At 36.8% G+C, this 20,002-nt stretch carries 11 protein-coding genes; 8 read left to right on the top strand and 3 right to left on the bottom strand.

The window, feature by feature from the left end; genetic code table 11:
- The first annotated feature begins 75 nt into the window (after nt 1-75).
- A complete protein-coding gene (locus tag Q1B07_RS05035; protein ID WP_299089696.1) occupies nt 76-1,314 on the top strand; it encodes a helix-turn-helix domain-containing protein in 1,239 nt (412 codons plus the stop codon).
- A gap of 48 nt (nt 1,315-1,362) precedes the next feature.
- Here Q1B07_RS05035 and Q1B07_RS05030 read toward each other — a convergent pair whose 3' ends face one another.
- Together Q1B07_RS05030 and Q1B07_RS05025 are read right to left on the bottom strand one after the other, a co-directional pair.
- Nucleotides 1,363-1,761 (bottom strand): hypothetical protein, encoded by a 399-nt coding sequence (locus Q1B07_RS05030; RefSeq protein WP_299089699.1) that lies wholly within the window; start codon nt 1,759-1,761, stop codon nt 1,363-1,365.
- A 121-nt stretch (nt 1,762-1,882) separates the two neighbouring features.
- Nucleotides 1,883-5,353, bottom strand: coding sequence for a family 43 glycosylhydrolase (locus Q1B07_RS05025; RefSeq protein ID WP_299089702.1), 3,471 nt, complete (start codon nt 5,351-5,353; stop codon nt 1,883-1,885).
- 512 nt (nt 5,354-5,865) lie between these two features.
- Here Q1B07_RS05025 and Q1B07_RS05020 point away from each other — a divergent pair.
- From Q1B07_RS05020 to Q1B07_RS04990, 7 genes are all read left to right on the top strand, one after another.
- Nucleotides 5,866-6,900: a LacI family DNA-binding transcriptional regulator gene (locus tag Q1B07_RS05020; protein ID WP_299089704.1), complete on the top strand. Its 1,035-nt coding sequence runs from the start codon at nt 5,866-5,868 to the stop codon at nt 6,898-6,900.
- 166 nt (nt 6,901-7,066) lie between these two features.
- A complete protein-coding gene (locus tag Q1B07_RS05015) occupies nt 7,067-10,210 on the top strand; it encodes a glycoside hydrolase family 2 TIM barrel-domain containing protein (protein WP_299089705.1) in 3,144 nt (1,047 codons plus the stop codon).
- A 530-nt stretch (nt 10,211-10,740) separates the two neighbouring features.
- Complete coding sequence (locus Q1B07_RS05010; RefSeq protein ID WP_299089706.1) at nt 10,741-11,709, top strand: sugar ABC transporter permease; 969 nt, start codon at nt 10,741-10,743, stop codon at nt 11,707-11,709.
- A gap of 15 nt (nt 11,710-11,724) precedes the next feature.
- Nucleotides 11,725-12,627 (top strand): carbohydrate ABC transporter permease, encoded by a 903-nt coding sequence (locus Q1B07_RS05005; RefSeq protein WP_299088992.1) that lies wholly within the window; start codon nt 11,725-11,727, stop codon nt 12,625-12,627.
- A 73-nt stretch (nt 12,628-12,700) separates the two neighbouring features.
- Entirely contained in the window at nt 12,701-14,281 is a 1,581-nt protein-coding gene (locus Q1B07_RS05000; RefSeq protein ID WP_299088994.1) for an extracellular solute-binding protein, read from the top strand.
- A 112-nt stretch (nt 14,282-14,393) separates the two neighbouring features.
- A complete protein-coding gene (locus tag Q1B07_RS04995; RefSeq protein ID WP_299088996.1) occupies nt 14,394-16,769 on the top strand; it encodes a glycoside hydrolase family 2 TIM barrel-domain containing protein in 2,376 nt (791 codons plus the stop codon).
- Between the two features lie 320 nt (nt 16,770-17,089).
- Nucleotides 17,090-18,706, top strand: coding sequence for a glycoside hydrolase (locus Q1B07_RS04990; RefSeq protein WP_299088997.1), 1,617 nt, complete (start codon nt 17,090-17,092; stop codon nt 18,704-18,706).
- Between the two features lie 67 nt (nt 18,707-18,773).
- Here Q1B07_RS04990 and Q1B07_RS04985 read toward each other — a convergent pair whose 3' ends face one another.
- Nucleotides 18,774-19,883, bottom strand: coding sequence for a GerAB/ArcD/ProY family transporter (locus tag Q1B07_RS04985; protein ID WP_299088999.1), 1,110 nt, complete (start codon nt 19,881-19,883; stop codon nt 18,774-18,776).
- Nucleotides 19,884-20,002 lie beyond the last annotated feature (119 nt).

The raw sequence follows: 20,002 nt of genomic DNA, 5'->3' as shown, positions 1-20,002 counted from the left end.
TCTTGCCAATTGAACTATACTTTCATCCAATTGCAAAGTATGATAAGGATAAAACGAAGTAGGAGAACGAGGCCTATGAACGAGTTATTAGAACGAATCTTCTCTTTATCAGATCTAAATGATATGGTCGATCATATAAGCAATGGATTAAAAAAACCGGTGATTCTTGAAAGTGATCATTTTTTTCTGCTAGCTTACAATTCCTATTATGTGGATCACTTTGATCAAGCGAATCAGCAAACGATTTTTGCCAAAAAGTGCCCGCTTAATATTTTTGAAAGATTTGTTGAAACAGGAATCATTGATCAATTAAAAACTATTCCGACTCCGTTTAGAATTAATGAAATGAAGGAAATTGGCTTAAACCAGCGCGTAGTGGTAAGCGCAAAATATAAAGATATGATTATGGGGTATATTTGGGTTCAAGAAATAGAAGAGAATCTTACAGAAGAAGAAATGGAGTTTTTATATGAAGTCTCCTTTCATGTAGGGAAAACCATTTATAAAAAGAATAAGATTAAGCAGCAGAAGGAAGAAGAAATCGAACGCTTCTTTAGAAAGGCGATTAATCATGGATTTAAAAATGAGAAGGAGCTAAGATGGGAAGCGGCTCAATTGGATATCGTCCTGCCGTCGATTTTCACCATCATGGTGGTGAATGCTGTGAATGCGGAGGAAGAGCTTGTTGAGGAATTAAAAGAAACGATCAAATCCTATCTGAATTTAAAGGATAATACCAGTCATGTTCTAATTAATCAATCAAATATTGTCATGATTATCGGCTGCTACTCCCTTAAATATTCCCCGACAGCAGCAGGCTTACTGATCATTGAAAATTTATTAACCAATTTTGATGAGAAGCGCTATTCGAATATTTATATTGGGATTGGAAATGAATATCAGGATATTAGGCTGCTATCCTCAAGCTATGAAGAAGCTCTTGAGGTTGTGGAGATTGCTGACCAATTGGGCACGCAGGAAAATGTCCCATATGAATATGAAAAGCTGGGAATTTTCCGATATCTTGATGTTATCAAAGAAAAGAACAAGAGAAGAAATTACCAAAATAAATGTTTGCATATCCTACAAGCAAAGGATCAAGAGAGTCAAACAGAGCTATTAAAAACACTTGAATATTTCCTAGTAAATAATTGTAAGTTAAAGACAACTGCAGAGCAGATGTTTATTCATCCTAACACCTTAAATTATCGAATTAGGCAAATAACTGAACTCACTAATATAGACTTTTCTGACTTTAATCAAAAATGTCAGTTATATCTTGATTTGATGCTGCTTAAAAGGGAAAGGGAATAGCTGAAAAAAAGGTACTGGTCTCTAATTTTGAGCCAGCACCTTTTTTCATTAATCAAAGTAACCTTGCCGTTTCTTCTTTCGAACCATCGGTGAGTCCGAATATGTTTTTATCTCTTCACAACATTGTATCAATTTCGTGGTGACATGATCTAAATTACTTAAAACATAGCAATATTCAAGATCGGAAAGATCATCTTTCGTTAGTCTGACTAAATGAAGTATTGCTCTAAACATAAGATTGAGATCTGAGGTATGTATTTCCACCGTATCCCTCGTATATAAAAATGTCTCCTGTGCAACGGAAACCAATTGCAGCAACCTTTGTTTTGCTGTCTCATTTTCAAACATTTCAATTTGCAGTAAAGGATCTTTCGTCATTTTGGCAATCTTCATTCTTTTCTCTAAAAAATCTGGATCTTCCACGTAATACTTTTTATCATGTAACATAAACAAACTCTCCTAAAAGCTTTTTATTACAATTATTTACATTATTTTGAAAATTTATTCAAAAGCTAGGGATTGAATAAGAAAAAGGACCAGCTTTACTCTGATCCTTCATTCAATATTATTATTTTAGATTAGCTGCCAATGAAATGAGCAAATCAGCATGTTCAGTGGTAATCGACTTCCCGCTTTGTGCAGCAACTTGATTTGTATAGGCCTTAAGTTTTCCCGCCATTGCTTCACGATTCCCTATAGAAGCTGCTTCTTTAGCTGATGCTAATTTCTTTGTAAGAGAATGGGCAATACCATCCTGATTAACAAAGCTTTCAGTTAACCGGCTTAAGCTGTCAAAATCCACTGTGACTGTAAATACGGTTTTTATTTCAGTTGTATTTCCTGCTTTGTCAGTTGCGGTAGCCGAGATTTTATTTTCTCCGAGTTTAAAGCTGTACGCAGCACCATTTGCACCTGGGCAATCAAAATGTTTGATTCCCGACAATTCATCAACAGCTTGACAGGAAATAGCGATTTGTGAATCGATGGTATAGTTTTCCTCATTTCCTGTAAACTTAATGACTGGCCCGGTTGTATCTAATGTGATTTGTTTTTGCAAGGTTGTGCTTATATTGCCAGCTTTGTCTTTTAATTGCATAGTAACAGTTTTCTGCCCATCACCAGCTGGTAAAACAAACTCTTTCGTTGAATCAAAAGCTTCCCAATCACTCCAATTCTCCCCGTCAGAAGAGAGACGAACCTGATCAACTCCGCTTAAATCATCTTCAGCAGTAAGGGAGAGAGTGACAGTTTGTTTATTTGTGTACTCTGCCCCCGAATTAATTGTAAAGTCACCAGCCGGTGCGGTTGTATCTTCTTCGACAATCATGATCCAGCTAATCTGAGGGTCAGGTGAACCAGGTACTCTTCGAACAGTTAGATCAAGCTTTCCATCGGTAATTTTCACGTGTTCGTATTCAAGTACATCATAGGAATCAGTAAAGACATAACCGCTTGTTTTTGTAGCTCCATTAAGCAAGATATTCGCTTTTCTGCTGCCTCTTGTTGATGAATACCAAGGGTCATAAAGCCCGGTATAAACAGTATAGTTTCCGTTTTTCAGGTTAAAATTATAAGTCAGATCATCTCCAGAGTCCCTTAATAGGTAGCGTAATGCTGAGAATAAATCCCCGCCCTCACTGCCGGCTGGTCTTGTCCGATCACCAACATATCCCCATGTCAATCCTTTTTCAGGAGCATATTGTTGGTCGATGGTGTCTTTATTTATAAGTGTTTTTTGCATATAAGAGGACCAAAGCTTATAATCGCTTGTTGCTGCTCCGCCTGCATGAACGAAGAATCGAACATTGTCTGGAATAACGAGAATTTTTGTTCGTATCATCTTGTTCGCTAATTCAGGTAAGAGCCCCTCAACTGTAACCGTACCCGGTTTTGAAAACGCTTCTGGTTTAATGGTCCATTTTACTGGTGTATCCATTTGTTTTCCTTGTGTATTTGTAACATTAATAACATTTGGCAAATTAGGTATTTGATCAATTGCAACCTTTTCAAGAAGATCCGTATTGATGGTAACTTTCCCCATTCTGTCTAACAGATCCAGCTTCCATTCATCATACCATTGCAAAATAATTTCATCGTCCTGGCCAAATTCAATTGGCAGCCAAACATATCTTGAATTACTTAAGTCATTTTTGTTCCATCTGTCACCCATGAAAATGAACTTTCCGTTTTCCGGATCAACAGGTATGACATTCGTGCTTTGTGAATCAAAGGTTGTCGATGCTTTCTCTCCTACAGCTGGATTGCGCAGCGGCTTCCATTCTCCAAATATATTATCGGCAACTGTATATCGAGCAGGGTTAGGATCCCAACCGGTTGCACCAGATGTAATCATATAGTATTTTCCATCATATTTAAACATCGCAGGAGCTTCGCGTTGTGCACCAGGAAAAACTCGAATATAATCTTCGCCATAAACAGCTTTATAGGTTTCATCCCGTTCTTCATTGCCATCCTTATGCCAGCCGACAACGTCTGTATATTCTTCGTTTAATTTAGAAATATAAATCGTCATGTTTTCTTCACTGGAATAGATCAGATAAGCCGTCCCGTCATCATCCTTAAACAGGTTCATATCACGTGCCATGCCTGGCTGATCCGGCTGTCCATTATATTCTGCATCCTCTGGAGCTCTATCCATACGGTTGCTTTCTTGATAAACAAAAGGTCCGGTAGGAGAGTCACTTAACGAATAGCCTGCTTCAGCTTTCGCATACATCGCATTCGATGTTTCAGAAGGGCCATCTGTGTGCATCCACATGACATATTTCTTCGTTTTTTCGTTGTAGATTACTTTAGGTCTTTCAATTACCCTATCTGTACCGATGTCATTCAAGATATCAGCTTTATCAGTTCGTCCTTCATATAGCTTTGAAATAAGCGGATCGGTTTCGAATTGTTCCATTGATTCAATAGCCGTTAGTGCAAGCCCCTCATCCTTCCAGTTATAAAGATCTGTAGATGAATAAACTCTTACACCCCTTGCTGGAAGATAACCATTTGTTTTATCTTCACCATACCAATAATATTTTTTCGTATTTTCATCGTACATGATTCCGCCGCCATGTGCTTGAATGATGGCACCATTCGTATCTCGCCATTCTTGTCCCGGCTTAAAGGATTCATTTGGAATATCTAATGCAAGTCCGTTTATGGCTTCTTCCAAGTTTGCTAACGCCTCTCTTATTTTTGTTTGGACTTCTTTTGATTTAATATCAAGGTTATTTTCTTTGATAGAACGTACAAAAGTTTCAGCTTCTTCAATCGCATTACTTAGTGCTTCCAAGGTATACTTTGTATAGGTATCTGTCTTTTCCGCTTCTGTTTTTGCAGCTTCAATTTTCGTTTCCAAATCAGAAAGAGGAATGACAACATATTTTCTAATGATGATGTAGTTAACCAATGGATCATTATGAACCGTTAGATTAGCTGATGCCGGTCCTTTAATCAAAACATCAAGTTCCCCGTCAGTTACCTTCACCTGCTGATACGTAACTTCTTTTTCAGCTGAATAACTGCCAATATCAAAATCTCCATTTGATAGATTATTTCCTTCACCCAGAATATTAACGCTTCGGCCGCTCCAAGGATTCTTAAAGCCTAAGGTAAGATCGTACTCTCCCTCAGGTAATTCAAACTTATATTGAATTGCCTTGTCACGTGTTTGAGGTCCATTGTAATAGCGTAATGTCCCATATTTATTTCCTGTATCATTAACACTTGTGCTTGTAGTTGTGGTGACTAAGCCCCACTTTTTCCCTGTTATTGGATCAGTGCCATATATTTGCTCCGTATTACTAGAAAAGAGCCCCATTTTATCGGCTCCTTCAACAGTTTCAGGGGTAGGGTCACCTGCATTTACAAAATAAAGAATGTAGTCATTTTCTTTTAGTTCTTGTTCTGAAAAGGCTGTTGGATCTCCGCTATTTGTCTCAGCTGCAAAGGATGGTGTAATAAAGAAAGAAGATACGGCCATTAAGATGACCAGCATGAGTGAAACTACTTTTCTTGTCTTAGGCAAGGTCATTCCTCCTAAAAAATAATGAATTGGTGAAAGAGTTCTAGGAAAGCAGTTCGTGATGTAATGTGTTTCGTTTTTTCTGTTGTGTAGGTCTTGGGGTAAAAGGGTCTTCAAAAGAGGGAGGGGGCAATTCAAAATTCTGAATATTTTGAAACTGCAACCGGTTTCAATATACTGTGTATTTTTTATTCTGTCAATAAAAAGTTAAAATGAAAATAATCATTTTTTATTGGATGATGTTTTCCTAATTTTTATATTCTTCCTTGTTTTATTAAGCTTAAAACCAAGCCGAAAAAAGAGAAATATGATACAGTTGCTTTGTGTGAGATTTGAAGAAAGAATTACTTCGGATTGAATGGTAGCAGGTGATGACTCCTTTAATTTATTGAACAAAAGGTAGGGAAATCGACAGGTAATGACGAATGATTATGATAGTATTTTAAACAGGTGACTTGAGTTTTTTTCAATGACCTTCTAGAATACAAAGACATCATTAGCGATGGAGGAAACTGATGAAAAAGGAAAATATAACAATATATGATATTGCTAAAGAAGCTAATGTATCTCCAGCTACAGTATCGAGAGTCTTAACCGGAAATGCAAAAGTACGGCCACAGACCATGCGGAAAATCGTTGATGTGATTGAAAAATATAATTTTAGACCTAATAGTTTAGCAAGAAGCCTATTCCATAAGCAATCGAAAACGATTGGGTTTATTTTACCAGACATAAATCATCCATTTTTTTCAACATTGGTACAAAAAAGTGAAGCACATGCATTGGAATTAGGGTATACATCCTTTTTGTGCAATACGATGAACAACTCTGAAAATGAGTCTAAATACTTGCAAAGTTTAGTAGAAAAACAGGTTGATGGGATTATCTATCTGGGTGGTAGAATTAACGATACTGATACCGATCAGGAATATGCTGAAGAAATGAAAACAGTGATGGAAAGAATTCCTGTTGTTTTTGTTAATGGTCAAATGGCTGGGGTAGATGCACATATTGTGAGAACGGACGAAGAGTCAGGGATTGAAAAGCTTGTTGAATTATTAGTCAATCTAAATCATAAAAAGATTGGTTTTCTTGGCGGAAAAGAAGGAGTAAGTTCAACTGACTTGAAAAGGAATACTTTTGGTAAAGTGATGAAAAATAAAGGTTTAACTATTAACAGAGATTGGATTTTTGGTACAGGGTTTAGTATTGAATCAGGTGAAGAAGTTGCTGCACAATTACTTTACTTAAAAGAAAGGCCTACAGCGGTTATATGTGCCAATGATTTTGTAGCGATCGGAGTAATAAAAGTACTTACCAAATTTGGCTTAAAGGTTCCAGATGATGTTTCAGTTGTTGGGTTTGATGATATTTATTTGGCAGAGCATTTCCCTCCAGGAATAACGACTGTAAGCCAGAATTATGATCAGCTGGGTCAAACGGCTATCAATGTATTAGTAGATTTAATTAATGAGAAAGAAGCAGAAAAAGAAACAATTGTTCCAACATCACTCGTCTTAAGGGATTCTTGCAAATTATTTTCAGAATAATCAAATATAATATTGCCTCTTTCAAAAAAATGGAGTACCATAAAAATGAAAGGGGTTTCATTGTTTGGGAATAGGATCTATTAAAGATGAATGTACAATTGTTTTTCGTTAATTTTTATGAAACGGGTTTCATAATTAGTTCAATTTATGGAAAAGAGGTATTTTTATGCTCAAACAGCTGAAGAAATATAGGTACACTCCACCCGAAAATGGATATCCAGAGTGGAATAATAACCCTGAGATTTTTCAGTTAAATCGATTGGATGCTCATGCGACATTAATGCCATACAAGACAGTTGAGGAGGCATTAAAAGGTGACCGAACTTCATCTGATTTCTATCAGTCGTTAAATGGAAGCTGGAAATTCGCATTTTATGAAAATCCTGAAATAAGAAATCAAGCTTTTTATAAGCTGGATTATGATGCCAGTGAGTGGGATGAAATCAAAGTGCCTTCACACTGGCAATTGCAAGGTTATGATTATCCTCAATATACAAACCTAAGATATCCTTGGGAAGGAAAAGAAGATATCAAGCCGCCTTTTGCACCAATTAACTATAATCCTGTTGGGCAGTATATTCGGAACTTTACGATTCCAGAGGATTGGAATGGACAGCCGATTTATATTAGCTTTCAAGGAGTAGAGTCAGCATTTTATATGTGGGTGAATGGAGAATTTGTTGGATATAGTGAAGATACGTTTACTCCAGCAGAGTTTGATTTAACACCATACTTAATTGATGGAGAGAACAAGCTAGCAGTAGAGGTCTATCGTTGGTGTGATGCGAGCTGGTTAGAGGACCAGGATTTTTGGCGGATGAGCGGAATTTTTCGAGATGTCTATTTGTATTCAACTCCTGAGGTTCACATTAATGATTTCTTTGTGACTACGGAGCTGGATCAAGATTATAAGGATGCGACATTAAAAATCGAAGCAAAAATTAAAAATGTCTTTGAACAAGAAGTTAATGGTTATTCAATTGAAGCAATGCTCTATGACCAAAAAAAGAATCCTGTTTTAAAGGAATCACTCCAAATAAGGGTGGACATGAAGAATCAATCCCTTATTTCGATCTATGCTTCAACCAAAATAGAAAATCCTTTTAAATGGAGTGCAGAAACACCATATCTATATACACTTGTTTTCATTTTGAAAAATGAAAGCGGAATCATCAAAGAAACTGAAAGCTGTAAGGTTGGATTCAGAACATTTGAAATAAAAGACGGCCTCATGAAAATCAATGGCAGACGAATTGTCTTCAAAGGTGTAAATCGTCACGAGTTTGCATCAGATAAAGGAAGAGCAATTGATTATGATGATATGATTCATGATATTAAACTAATGAAACAACATAATATTAATGCCGTCCGTACATCTCATTATCCGAATCATCCGTTGTGGTACGAATTATGTGATCAATATGGTTTATATGTCATTGATGAAACAAATCTTGAAACTCACGGGACATGGAAGTATGGGCAAAAAGATGAAGGCGATACAGTACCAGGAAGCAAGGTTGAATGGCAGGAAAACGTTCTTGATCGATGTAATTCAATGTTTCAACGAGATAAAAACCATCCTTCGATTATTATTTGGTCGCTTGGAAATGAATCGTTTGGCGGGGATAATTTTCTAAAAATGCACGATTTTTTAAAGAAGAATGACCCTACGAGAATTATTCACTATGAAGGCATTTTCCATTACCGAAAATCAGAAGCAGCTTCAGATATCGAAAGCACTATGTATATAAATCCTGATGAGGTAAAGAAATATGCTGAAGAAGCTAAGAACGCGGAAAAGGCGAAACCGTATATTCTATGCGAGTATAGCCATGCGATGGGAAATTCTTGCGGCAATCTTTTTAAGTATACCGATTTATTTGAAAAATACCCTATTATTCAGGGTGGATTTATTTGGGACTGGAAGGATCAAGCTTTAGAAACAAAGACGAAGGATGGTGCACCTTACCTAGCTTATGGCGGGGACTTTGGCGAATCCCCTCATGATGGAAATTTTTCAGGGAATGGTCTCATTTTTGCAGATGGTTCGATTTCCCCAAAGATTATCGAGGTGAAAAAGTGCTATCAGAATGTTCGTTTTACAGCGAATAATATCGCAGAGGGCCAAGTTGATTTGGTAAATAACTATCTGTTTACAGACTTGCAAGAGTTCGAATTAGTTTGGCAGCTTGAAGAAAATGGTGTATTAATCCAAAGGGGAACTTCAGAGATTGAGGTAGAACCATGCTCCACGAAAACAATTAAATTAGGTTACTCTCTTCCTGAACGCTGTAAACAATCAGATGAATTTATTTTAACTGTGAGCCTGCAGTTAAAAAGTAATACAATTTGGGCTCAAAAGGGTCATGAAGTTGCTTTTGAACAATTTGTGATTCCTACTGTAAATGCAACATTAGAAAGTACTACTGTCAATTTACCTGAAACAAAAGTATTACGAGAAGAAAATGATGTAACGATAATTGGTTCCGGCTTTAATATTGTATTTAATAAAAACAATGGAGCTCTGAAGTCATATAGTTTCAATGGTGTTCCTCTACTTGAAAATGAATTAGGTCTAAATTTTTGGCGTGCGATGACAGATAATGACCGTGGGAATAAATTGCATGACCGTAGCTCCGTATGGAGAGAAGCGGGAATGGATAAAATTCTTACATCGTTTTTAGTTGATACGAAAAGTAGTTCGACAACTGTTGTTACAACCGAATACCGTTTGCCTACAACAAAATCATCTTGCAAAATTATTTATACCATAACGGGTGATGGCGAAATAACAGTAGATTATGAGCTAAAACCTGGGAAGGACCTTCCAGAGATACCTGAGGTTGGAATGATGACAACATTAGATGGAGCGTTTGACACCATCACTTGGTATGGAAAAGGACCTTATGAAAATTATTGGGATAAAAAGAAAGGTGCAAAAATTGGATTATATAGTGGTAAAGTAATAGATCAATACGTGCCATACTTAAGACCTCAAGAATGCGGCAATAAAACAGATGTAAGATGGGCATTACTTTCCAATCATGAAGGGGTAGGATTAAAGATATCCGGATGCCCTACAGTTGAGGTGAATGCGTTACCTTATACCCCATTCGAGCTTGAAGAACATGATCATGTCTATAAATTACCGGAAAGCACTAAAACGGTAGTACGGATTAATTATAAACAAATGGGTGTAGGTGGAGATGATAGCTGGGGACAAAAAACACATCCTGAATTCACGCTTTTTGCGAATCAGTGTTACACATATGCCTTTAAGCTAAAGGGAGTTAATAGGAAGGATATATAGCATCATGTCTAGATGGTGTGTTTCCTTGGATTATATATTTTTTCCAAGGGAACCGCTATTTTTGCGATTGTTTCAGTTCAAGATATGATACCAATTATTTTTCGAACAGTACGAATTTTTAAAATAAACGTAATTTTTGGAATATTAGTATTTACTTTTCATAAAAGCCCGAATATAATGAAGATATGGTAACCGCTTTCGAATTAAGGGATCTTTTGATTAGTTGTTTAACATAATTCAGTTTATTTAATTTTATGAAACCCGTTTCATAGATTTTTTGAATAAGGCTTAATAATATAAGATAAATGTTTGGTAAGTGAATTTTTGAAACCCATTTCATTTCCTTGCTAGCTTATATTAGTCTAAACCATCTATCTTTACAAATTAAAAAGTCTTAGTTTGGTAAAGACTTTTTATATGTATGGAGCATGGCAATAGATTAGTAATCTGCAAGATCACCTCATCACTGTATTTTGTAAAGTCGGTTGCTGCTTTCTGCTTGAAGATTATGTTGTTTAGGGGGGATTTATATGAAAACCGTCACTGTTCAATCACAGACATCTATCGTTAAAAAACAAACGAAAGAGTCTGCATTTAAAAGAATGTGGAAGAACCGAACCCTTCTTCTTATGTGTTTGCCTGCGATTATTTTCTTTGCTATCTTTGCGTATTTGCCAATGCCGGGGCTTTATCTTGCATTTGTAAACTATGATTATTCCCTTGGTATATTTGATAGCGCTTTCGTTGGACTTGATAATTTTCGCTTTTTGATTATGACAGGTGATCTGTGGAAGTTAACCTTTAATACGATTGCTTATAATTTAGCTTTCATTGTTTTGGGGAATTTCCTGCAAATAGCTGTAGCCATCATGCTTAACGAACTGACAAGTAAATGGTTCAAAAAGATTTCACAAACCATTATGTTTCTTCCGCACTTTATTTCCGCAGTTCTAGTTGGACTTTTAGCTTATAACATACTTAGTTACGATTATGGTGTACTTAACTCATTTTTGAAAATGGTCGGCTTAGATCCAGTACAAACTTATTCGAACCCGGCGATTTGGCCTTATATCATTGTCATTACTTTCCTATGGCAATCCACAGGTTATGGATCGATCGTTTATTTTGCTGCAATCATGGGTCTTGATAAATCCATATTAGAAGCAGCAGAAATCGATGGGGCAAATGCTTTCCAGCGTATTAGATATATCATTATTCCTTGGCTTAAACCAACCTTTATCATTTTATTACTATTCTCTTTAGGGGGAGTATTAAAAGGAAATTTCGGTTTGTTTTATAACTTAGTTGGTGCTAATAATACAATGCTTTATCCAACCACAGATATCATTGAGACCTACGTATTCCGAACATTGATGACGAATTTTAATTTTTCATTAGGAAGTGCTGTAAGCTTATATCAATCCATTTTTGGCTTCCTTATCGTCATTATTGCTAACTGGATTGTAAAAAAGGTTTCACCAGAAAACTCATTGTTTTAAAGGAGGGATGTATTTATGGAAAGTACAGCAAGACGAAATATAGATTTTTCTACCATTATGGTTCGAATTATTGGATATGGTTTTATTGGTCTTTTTGCTCTATGTTGTCTTTTTCCCTTTATTTTGATCGTATCATCATCCTTTTCGTCTGAAAAGGCAATTATGGAAAGCGGATTTGCTTTATGGCCGAAGGAATTTTCGACATTTGCATATGAAATTGTTTTTCGAAATCCAAGACTGATCATTGGGTCATATGCCGTAACGATGGTCATTACACTTGTCGGGACAGCAGTAGGTTTGTTTATAATCGCGATGACAGGTTATGCTTTGCAACGCTCGGATTTCTTGTATCGTAACAAAATATCCTTTTATATCTACTTTACAACCCTTTTTTCAGGTGGACTTGTACCGTTTTATCTCTTAGTCACTCAGTATCTGCACCTTAAAGATAATTATTTAGCAGTACTGCTGCCAGGATTATTGAGTCCGTTTCTAATCATTATGATGAAGGCGTTTACAAAGTCGATTCCGCATGAAATTACGGAATCAGCAAAGATGGATGGTGCCGGTGATTTCACAATCTTCTTAAGATTAATTCTGCCAATGTCTACTCCAGCTTTGGCGACAATCGGACTTTTCATTGCCTTGGGGTATTGGAATGAATGGTATAATGCGATGCTTTTCCTTTCACCTAATATGGAATATAGGCCTTTGCAGTTGTTTCTTTATAACGTGATTACGAGTGCCGATTTCATAAGGAACTCTGCGGCAGCTTCCAACGTAGCACCACAAGAAATACCATTGGAAACCATGAAAATGGCAACAGCAATTGTGGCTACTGGACCGGTTATCCTATTTTACCCGTTTGTACAACGGTACTTTATTCAAGGGATTACAATTGGTGCAGTTAAGGGGTAATGGAATATGATTAAGGAATCTTCCTTGTTTCATAGAGTATTAGAATGAAAAAAGATAAAGGGGAGGAAATGAAATGTTGAAGATGAGAAAGGTCTTAGTTCTATTCATGGTCATGCTGTTGACCTTTAGTCTTGTAGCTTGTAATGGATCCAGCCAAACAAGTTCAGAAAAATCAGAGCCAAGTACAAAGGTAAACGAAAATGGGGAAATTGATACATCTGAATTTGTAACCATTACGATGCTGGCGTTGGGAGATAAACCGACAAATGGACAGTTAGAAAAAGTAATGGAACAAGTAAATGCGAAATTAAAAGAAAAAGTTAACGCTCATCTTGAAATAAAGTGGATCGAATGGGCGGACTATATGACAAAGTATAATTTAACTCTAGCTTCTGGTGAACCAGTTGATTTAATCATCACTGCAACTGACTGGTTAGATGCATGGGGAAATGCACAAAAGGGCGCATTCAAGGATATTACAGATCTATTGCCAACATATGCACCTAAAACATGGGAAGAAGTTTCTGATGAGAATTGGGAGCAAACAAAATATGATGGCAAAATTGTCATGATTCCTGAGGACTCTTTTACTCAATGGGTTAACCACGGCTTTTTCTATCGCACAGATTGGGCAAAAGAATTTGGAATTACTGAGCCTATTGAAGATTTTGAAACAATGGGTAAATACTTTCAAGGCATTGTTGATAATAAACCAGGCGTTATTCCTTGGGATACACCAGGAACAAACGTTACGACAGCATGGGGATATACACAATCTTATTCAGATGCAATTGAACTTCCAATCGCTACTGGAGTATTTCCAATTTATTGGGGTAAATCTCATGATGATCCGTATACAGTTATGAGCCCAGTGTTCGAAGACCTTTTTGTCGACTATGCTAAGCTTATGAAGGATTGGGCAGATAAAGGCTACTGGCGTTCTGACGTATTGAACTATAAAGGTGACACCAGGGCTTTATTTCAAGCAGGAAAAACTGGTGCTGACCAGCATCATACAGAAACATTCTCAGGCTTGCGTGTGCAAATGGACATGAAACAACCAGGATCAGAAATTGATATGTTTGCTTGGTCTGATACACGTGACAACTTAACTGCAATGTCCGTTACTCACGGTGCTACAGCTGTAGGAGCTCATAGTAAAAACCCTGAGCGTGCCCTCATGGTATACGATTTAATTCGAAACGATGAAGAAATTTACAAATTATTCAACTATGGTATTGAAGGCGTACAATATGAAATTGTTGACGGCAAACGTGTTCGTCCTGAAGGTTATGATGAAACAAAACATTCATTCTCTTCAAACTTCTGGGGTGGCCGTGTTGACAAGTTCGAAATCCCGAGTGCTGACAAATGGAAAGGAATTACTGAGATTTACGCAGAGTACGATAAAATTAAGAAGCCGTTCCCATATGGCCGATTTGTTTTTGATAGTACACCTGTAGAAGCTGAAGTTGCTGCTCTTTCGCAAGTGACTGCACAAATGGTACCTGCGATTGCATTCGGAAAAGCTGGAGATCCGGAAAAAGCTGTTGAAGATTTCCGTAAGAGATTAGAAGCAGCAGGTTATGAAAAGGTTTTAAAAGAAATCCAAAAACAAATGGATGAATATAAAAAGCTTGTAGAAGGTAATTAATTTGAGGTTAAAGGTATGGGAAAGAGGGCTATCATACATGCTTGATAGCCCTCTTTCTATCACTACATTATATGACCATCGTTTCATGAATAAATAAGGGGTGTATGTGAATATGAAAAATGTACTGACACAAGAATGGGATCTGGCTGTTAAGAGGAGAACGTTTAACTTTGATTGGAAATTTTTCAAAGGTGATAATTCTGACGCATTTAAAAACCAATTTGATGATTCAGATTGGCGAACATTGGACTTGCCGCATGATTGGAGTATTGAAGGACCCTTTAAAAAGGAATATGCAAGTTCAACAGGATATTTGCCAGGTGGAATTGGCTGGTATCGAAAGAAATTTAAAGTACCTGAAAGCTTAAAGGGAAAGAAAATCTTTATTCAATTTGATGGAATTTATAAAAATAGTGAAGTCTGGATTAATGAACAATTTCTTGGTAAAAGACCTTATGGATACAGTTCATTTCATTATGATTTAACCCCATATGTTAACTTCGAATCACAAGAAAATGTTATTGCGGTAAAAGTAGATCACTCCGATTTTGCTGATTCCCGTTGGTATCCTGGATCTGGTATTTACCGAAATGTATTTATCCACTTGACTGATCAAATGTATATCAAGCCGTATGGAATATTTGTGACAACTCCGAACATCTCAACATCAGAAGCAGAAATCCAAATTCAAACCAGTGTTAAAAATGAAAATCAAAACGAAACTACATGCCAAATTAGACATCAGATTATAGATGCAGTCGGAAAAGAAATAGCAGCTTGTTCTTCTGTGGAGACAATTCCAGCATATGGTGAGCAAGATTTTTCTCATTCTATATTTCTAGTACAGCCAAATCTTTGGGCACCAGAAAATCCGTATTTATACAGGGTGGAAACGAAAGTAATAAAAGATGGTGAAGTGATAGATGCCGAGACTACTCCGCTTGGTGTTCGATCTTTTCATTTCGATGCGGAGTCGGGATTTTTCCTTAATGGGAAGAATTTGCAATTGAAGGGTGTATGTATCCATCATGACGCAGGGTGTCTTGGAGCAGCTGTTCCTGAAAAGGTCTGGCATAGACGTCTGCAACGATTAAAAGAAGCTGGTGTAAATGCGATTCGAATGAGCCATAACCCTCCTGCACCAGAGTTACTTGATATGTGCGATTTTTATGGATTTTTAGTCCAAGAAGAAGCATTTGATGAGTGGGAACATCCTAAGAACAAGTGGGTTGAGGGATGGAATATCGGCGAACCATCACTGGATGGATATGCTTCCGACTTTATTGAGTGGGCAGAGGTTGATTTGAGGGATATGATTTTAAGAGACCGAAACCATCCGTCGATCGTTTTCTGGAGTATTGGCAATGAAATTGATTATCCAAATGATCCTTATTCACATCCAGTATTAAAAGATCGTTACAATGTTGACAAACCTGAAGCAAAGGGAATGGGGGATATTGCAAAAAGGCTGGCAAAGGTTGTAAAGCAATATGATCCAACCCGACCTGTTACAGCAGCTTTAGCAAGTGTCATCATGTCAAATGAAACGGATTTTCCAGATGCTCTTGACGTGGTTGGTTATAACTATCAAGAGTATCGTTATCTAAAAGACCATGAAAAATACCCAAATAGAGTGATTTACGGAAGTGAAAATGGAAGGCATCACGATGCATGGATGGCAGTAGAACAAAATCACTTTATATCAGGTCAATTTATCTGGACTGGGATTGACTATTTGGGAGAAGCCCGTGGTTGGCCTATTCGTCATGCAACACCTGGAATGCTTGATCTTGCTGGATTTAAAAAGCCTTTATACTTTTTTAAACAAAGTCATTGGTCTGATAAAGATATGGTCCATATAGGTTTAACTTCTCTTAAGGAAGAACATCCTGATCATATTTATTGGGATCATGAAGTTGTCTGCGATTGGAAAGGAAATGAAGGAGAAACAGTAAGGGTAGCTTGTTGTACAAATTGCCCTGAAGTGGACTTAATGTTAAACGGTAAATCTTTCGGTATCAAAAAACGAGAAAATTTCCCAGGTGGAACAATCTATTGGGATATTCCATACTCTAAGGGTACGTTAAAGGCGGTCGGTAAAAGGAATGAAACCGTTTGTTGTACGCATGAATTAAAGACAGCGGGTGAACCTGCAAAAATACAGCTGCATTCGGATACAACAACCCTTAAAGCAGACAAACAGGATGTTGCACACGTAGAAGTAAATATTCTTGACGTGGATAATAACCTCGTCTATGACGCAAATAATCTAATAGATTGCGAGATTGAGGGACCTGGTGAAATTATTGGAATGGAATGCAGTAACCCTGCTAGCCATCAGGACTATAAAGCAACCTGCAGAAAGGCTTATAACGGGAAGCTATTAATTTATGTAAGGGCTGCTGATCAACCTGGGACCATTATAATAAAGACATCTTCAGTTGATTTAGAAAGTTCATCTGTCGTCATAAAGGTTGGTGAGGCATAATGCCGGTGCCTGGAGACTTATTTTGCACCATCCATTCAGTACACCTGAATCTCGAGCAAAAATTTATGATGTAGAGGAAACGGAAGATCGCTTTAAGGTTATTAAACCTAGAGTTGATCTGCATGGATAAATAAACATTCTGCAAAGGGGATGGTCCATTATCTATAAAGGAGGTGATGCCTATCGTACAAGGTAATGAATTATCCAAGCACTAGTTATTGTGTCCGAATTTCATAAGTGTAGGAAAAAGAAAAAGTATCCAATCATTCGTGAGATGTATAGGAGATTATTATAGTGCCATCAAGTAATGGAGGTAGAAGATGTTTCAAAATAAAAAGGTAGTTTCTTGGTTCTGTAAATTATCGATATTCTTACTTATGTTAACATTTGTTCCAACAGATATTAAAGCAAAGGAAAACAATATGTCTACGAAAAAAGATGAAAATACTCAGGAAATCAATATTGATGTAGAAAATAAGTATCAAGAAATTGATGGATTCGGAGCATCTGGTGCTTGGTCCTTTGATAAAATAGGGTCTGAATGGTCAGAGGAAAATAAGAAAAAGGTTGCCGACCTCTTATTTTCAAAAGAAAAAGGAATTGGCTTATCTATGTGGCGTTTTAATATTGGTGCTGGAAGTGAAGAAACAGACAAGGAAATTATTACAGATCCATGGAGAAGAACCGAGAGTTTTAAATCAGGTGAAAATAAACCATATGATTGGTCCAATCAAGCTGGACAGCAATGGTTTCTAAAAGCAGCAAAGGAACGTGGTGTCGAAGAATTTATTGCGTTTGTCAACAGTCCGCCTGTATGGATGACAAAAAATGGACATGGTCAGCCTGATCCTTCTGTAGGGAGCACAAATTTAAAAGAAGATTCTATCGATGATTTTGCTGTATTTTTAGCAGATGTATTAGAGCATTTTGAAGAAGAAAAATTACCTTTCCAATATATTAGTCCTATTAATGAACCAACATGGAGCTGGGATTATGCGGGACAAGAAGGGAATCGGTATAACATTGAAGATATTAAAAAAGTGATCTTAGCTTTGCATAAGGAACTTAAGAATAGAGGACTTGATACAGAAATTGACACTACTGAAGCGGTAGAGTATACATCTTTGCTAGATGATGAAATGTATGCAAAATTTACCGGCAATAACAGTGTATATAACAGTGGCAATGCCAATGGCAGTTACCCTGGAAAATATCGTGAATACATCAAAGAATTATTAGGGGATCCTGTAATGAATGAAATCATTGGAAACAAGATTAGTGCACATGCATATTGGTCAGATCATTTTTCAGGTGCAAACCGTCTTGTTCCTTTAAGAAAATATGTACGTGAAAATTTAAATCAATATGGACAAGATGTGAAATTTTGGATGTCTGAATATTGTATTTTGGGAAGCAATGGACCTGGACGAGATTTGACAATGAAGACAGCCCTTGATGTTGCCAGATTAATTCACTTTGATATGGTAGAAACTCAAGCTTCAGCCTGGCAATGGTGGTTGGCCTTGTCAAGATATGATTATAAGGATGGTTTGATTTATACGGATTATATTAATCCTGGTGATAAAGAGACGATCATTGAGTCAAAATTACTCTGGACATTAGGAAACTACAGTCGCTTTGTTAGACCTGGCGCCTACCGGGTTGATTTACAAGGGGCGAATGATCAAGAGGAACTAATGGGATCTGCTTATTATCATGAAGAGGATGATCAATTATCGGTAGTGTTTGTCAATTATAGTAATGAAGAAAAATCTGTGCAAGTTAATGTAGACAATCTTCCAGGGAAAAAGCAAGCGATTCAATTTAAACCATTTATTACATCAGAAAACGCTGATTTAGAGGAAAAGAATCTAGTCCCTGCTAAAAAAGCAGTTAAAATCCCTCCTAGATCAGTCGTGACGTTAGTTGCTCAATAAAAATGAGCAGTTCAACCTTTATACTTAGAAAAACTAACTTGAAATGAAAAAGGAGGAGGGATAAAATTTAAATCCCCCCTCTTATAGTCCTAACCTTTTTACGAACAAACGCAATACAAAGCAAGAACATCGGGAATACGATTTGCAAAGGTATATGTGCATATAATGTGATGAATTCCAAGCCGAATTTATTATAGGTAACTTGATTTGGTGAATTTACAACAGACCAAGGCGTAATAATCAGTCCCAAGCCGAGGAAGACTGATTTGGTTTGTTTTAATTTAAATAGATGTGCAATTCCAATTGCAGCTCCGAATGTCCAACCCCCTACCTTAAAAAATACTCCAGCTACCATCATTAAGATAACCAATGCATCAAATCGTTCCAGAAAATCCGCGATGGAAACCATACGTGTTGCGGTAAGTAGCGGGAAAAAATCTCTGCTATATATTTCTGGACCTAAAACCGATAGCACAATAATTAAATCCAGTGTCATCAGTAAACCAGTAGTGAGGATGACGGCCATTCCTACCCGTTTTACATAACGCTTGTTATTTAAAAATGGAAAGAACATCATGATAATCACTGCTTCACCAAACGGGAATGTTAAGACAGTTGGAAATACCTCTTTTAAAATAGGTTGTATGCCATTCCCTAATATAGGTATTAAGTTATTAAAAGTAAATGGCTTAACAGTAAATAAAAGAATCCAAATAACAAACATGGAAAAAGTATAAATCGGAAAAACTGCTTCTCCCATTCTGCCAAATGTTTCAACTCCACCCCGCAAACAATAAATCATTAAGACCATAAAACTTCCAATCACAAAGATGAGCGGAGTTTCAACTAAAATTGTTGCAGCGATAAGTTCGGCGAAATCCCGGCAAGCTCTTGAAGCTAGATAGGTAAAATACACGATGTAAATCAAAATAATTGGATAGGATAAAAACTTTCCAATTATTTTTGGGATCATCTGTAACAGGGTATCATTTGGATAATAGGATGATAATTTTGTATAGACAAACATCCAAATAATTCCGCATAATGTGGCCAATACGATGACCAACCAAGCGTCTTGCTTTGCTCCTCCGCCTAAGCCATAAACTAATGTATTCCCTATTTGAAAACTAACGATGACATAAAATAACTGGAGAGCGCTTATTTTTGTTACATCCATTTGATCACCCTATAAATAGAAAAGTGAATGCTATGACCTTGCAGTCTAATTTTTCATTTTATTAGTATGGGTGACCTAGGAAAAGATATACAGGGGAGGAATAATAAATAAAAAAAGTG

It is taken from the genome of uncultured Metabacillus sp., assembly GCF_947503125.1.
Classification (GTDB): Bacteria; Bacillota; Bacilli; order Bacillales; family Bacillaceae; genus Metabacillus.
The sequence above is the reverse complement of the archived record's forward strand: the minus strand, read 5'-3'. Positions and strand labels throughout refer to the sequence as shown.

Bases quoted from the DNA above. Each gene is read 5' to 3' on its own strand.
- Q1B07_RS05035 (WP_299089696.1), top strand. From the start codon at position 76: ATGAACGAGTTATTAGAACGAATCTTCTCTTTATCAGATCTAAATGAT.
- Q1B07_RS05030 (WP_299089699.1), bottom strand. From the start codon at position 1,761: ATGTTACATGATAAAAAGTATTACGTGGAAGATCCAGATTTTTTAGAG.
- Q1B07_RS05020 (WP_299089704.1), top strand. From the start codon at position 5,866: ATGAAAAAGGAAAATATAACAATATATGATATTGCTAAAGAAGCTAAT.
- Q1B07_RS05015 (WP_299089705.1), top strand. From the start codon at position 7,067: ATGCTCAAACAGCTGAAGAAATATAGGTACACTCCACCCGAAAATGGA.
- Q1B07_RS05010 (WP_299089706.1), top strand. From the start codon at position 10,741: ATGAAAACCGTCACTGTTCAATCACAGACATCTATCGTTAAAAAACAA.
- Q1B07_RS05005 (WP_299088992.1), top strand. From the start codon at position 11,725: ATGGAAAGTACAGCAAGACGAAATATAGATTTTTCTACCATTATGGTT.
- Q1B07_RS05000 (WP_299088994.1), top strand. From the start codon at position 12,701: ATGTTGAAGATGAGAAAGGTCTTAGTTCTATTCATGGTCATGCTGTTG.
- Q1B07_RS04995 (WP_299088996.1), top strand. From the start codon at position 14,394: ATGAAAAATGTACTGACACAAGAATGGGATCTGGCTGTTAAGAGGAGA.
- Q1B07_RS04990 (WP_299088997.1), top strand. From the start codon at position 17,090: ATGTTTCAAAATAAAAAGGTAGTTTCTTGGTTCTGTAAATTATCGATA.
- Q1B07_RS04985 (WP_299088999.1), bottom strand. From the start codon at position 19,883: ATGGATGTAACAAAAATAAGCGCTCTCCAGTTATTTTATGTCATCGTT.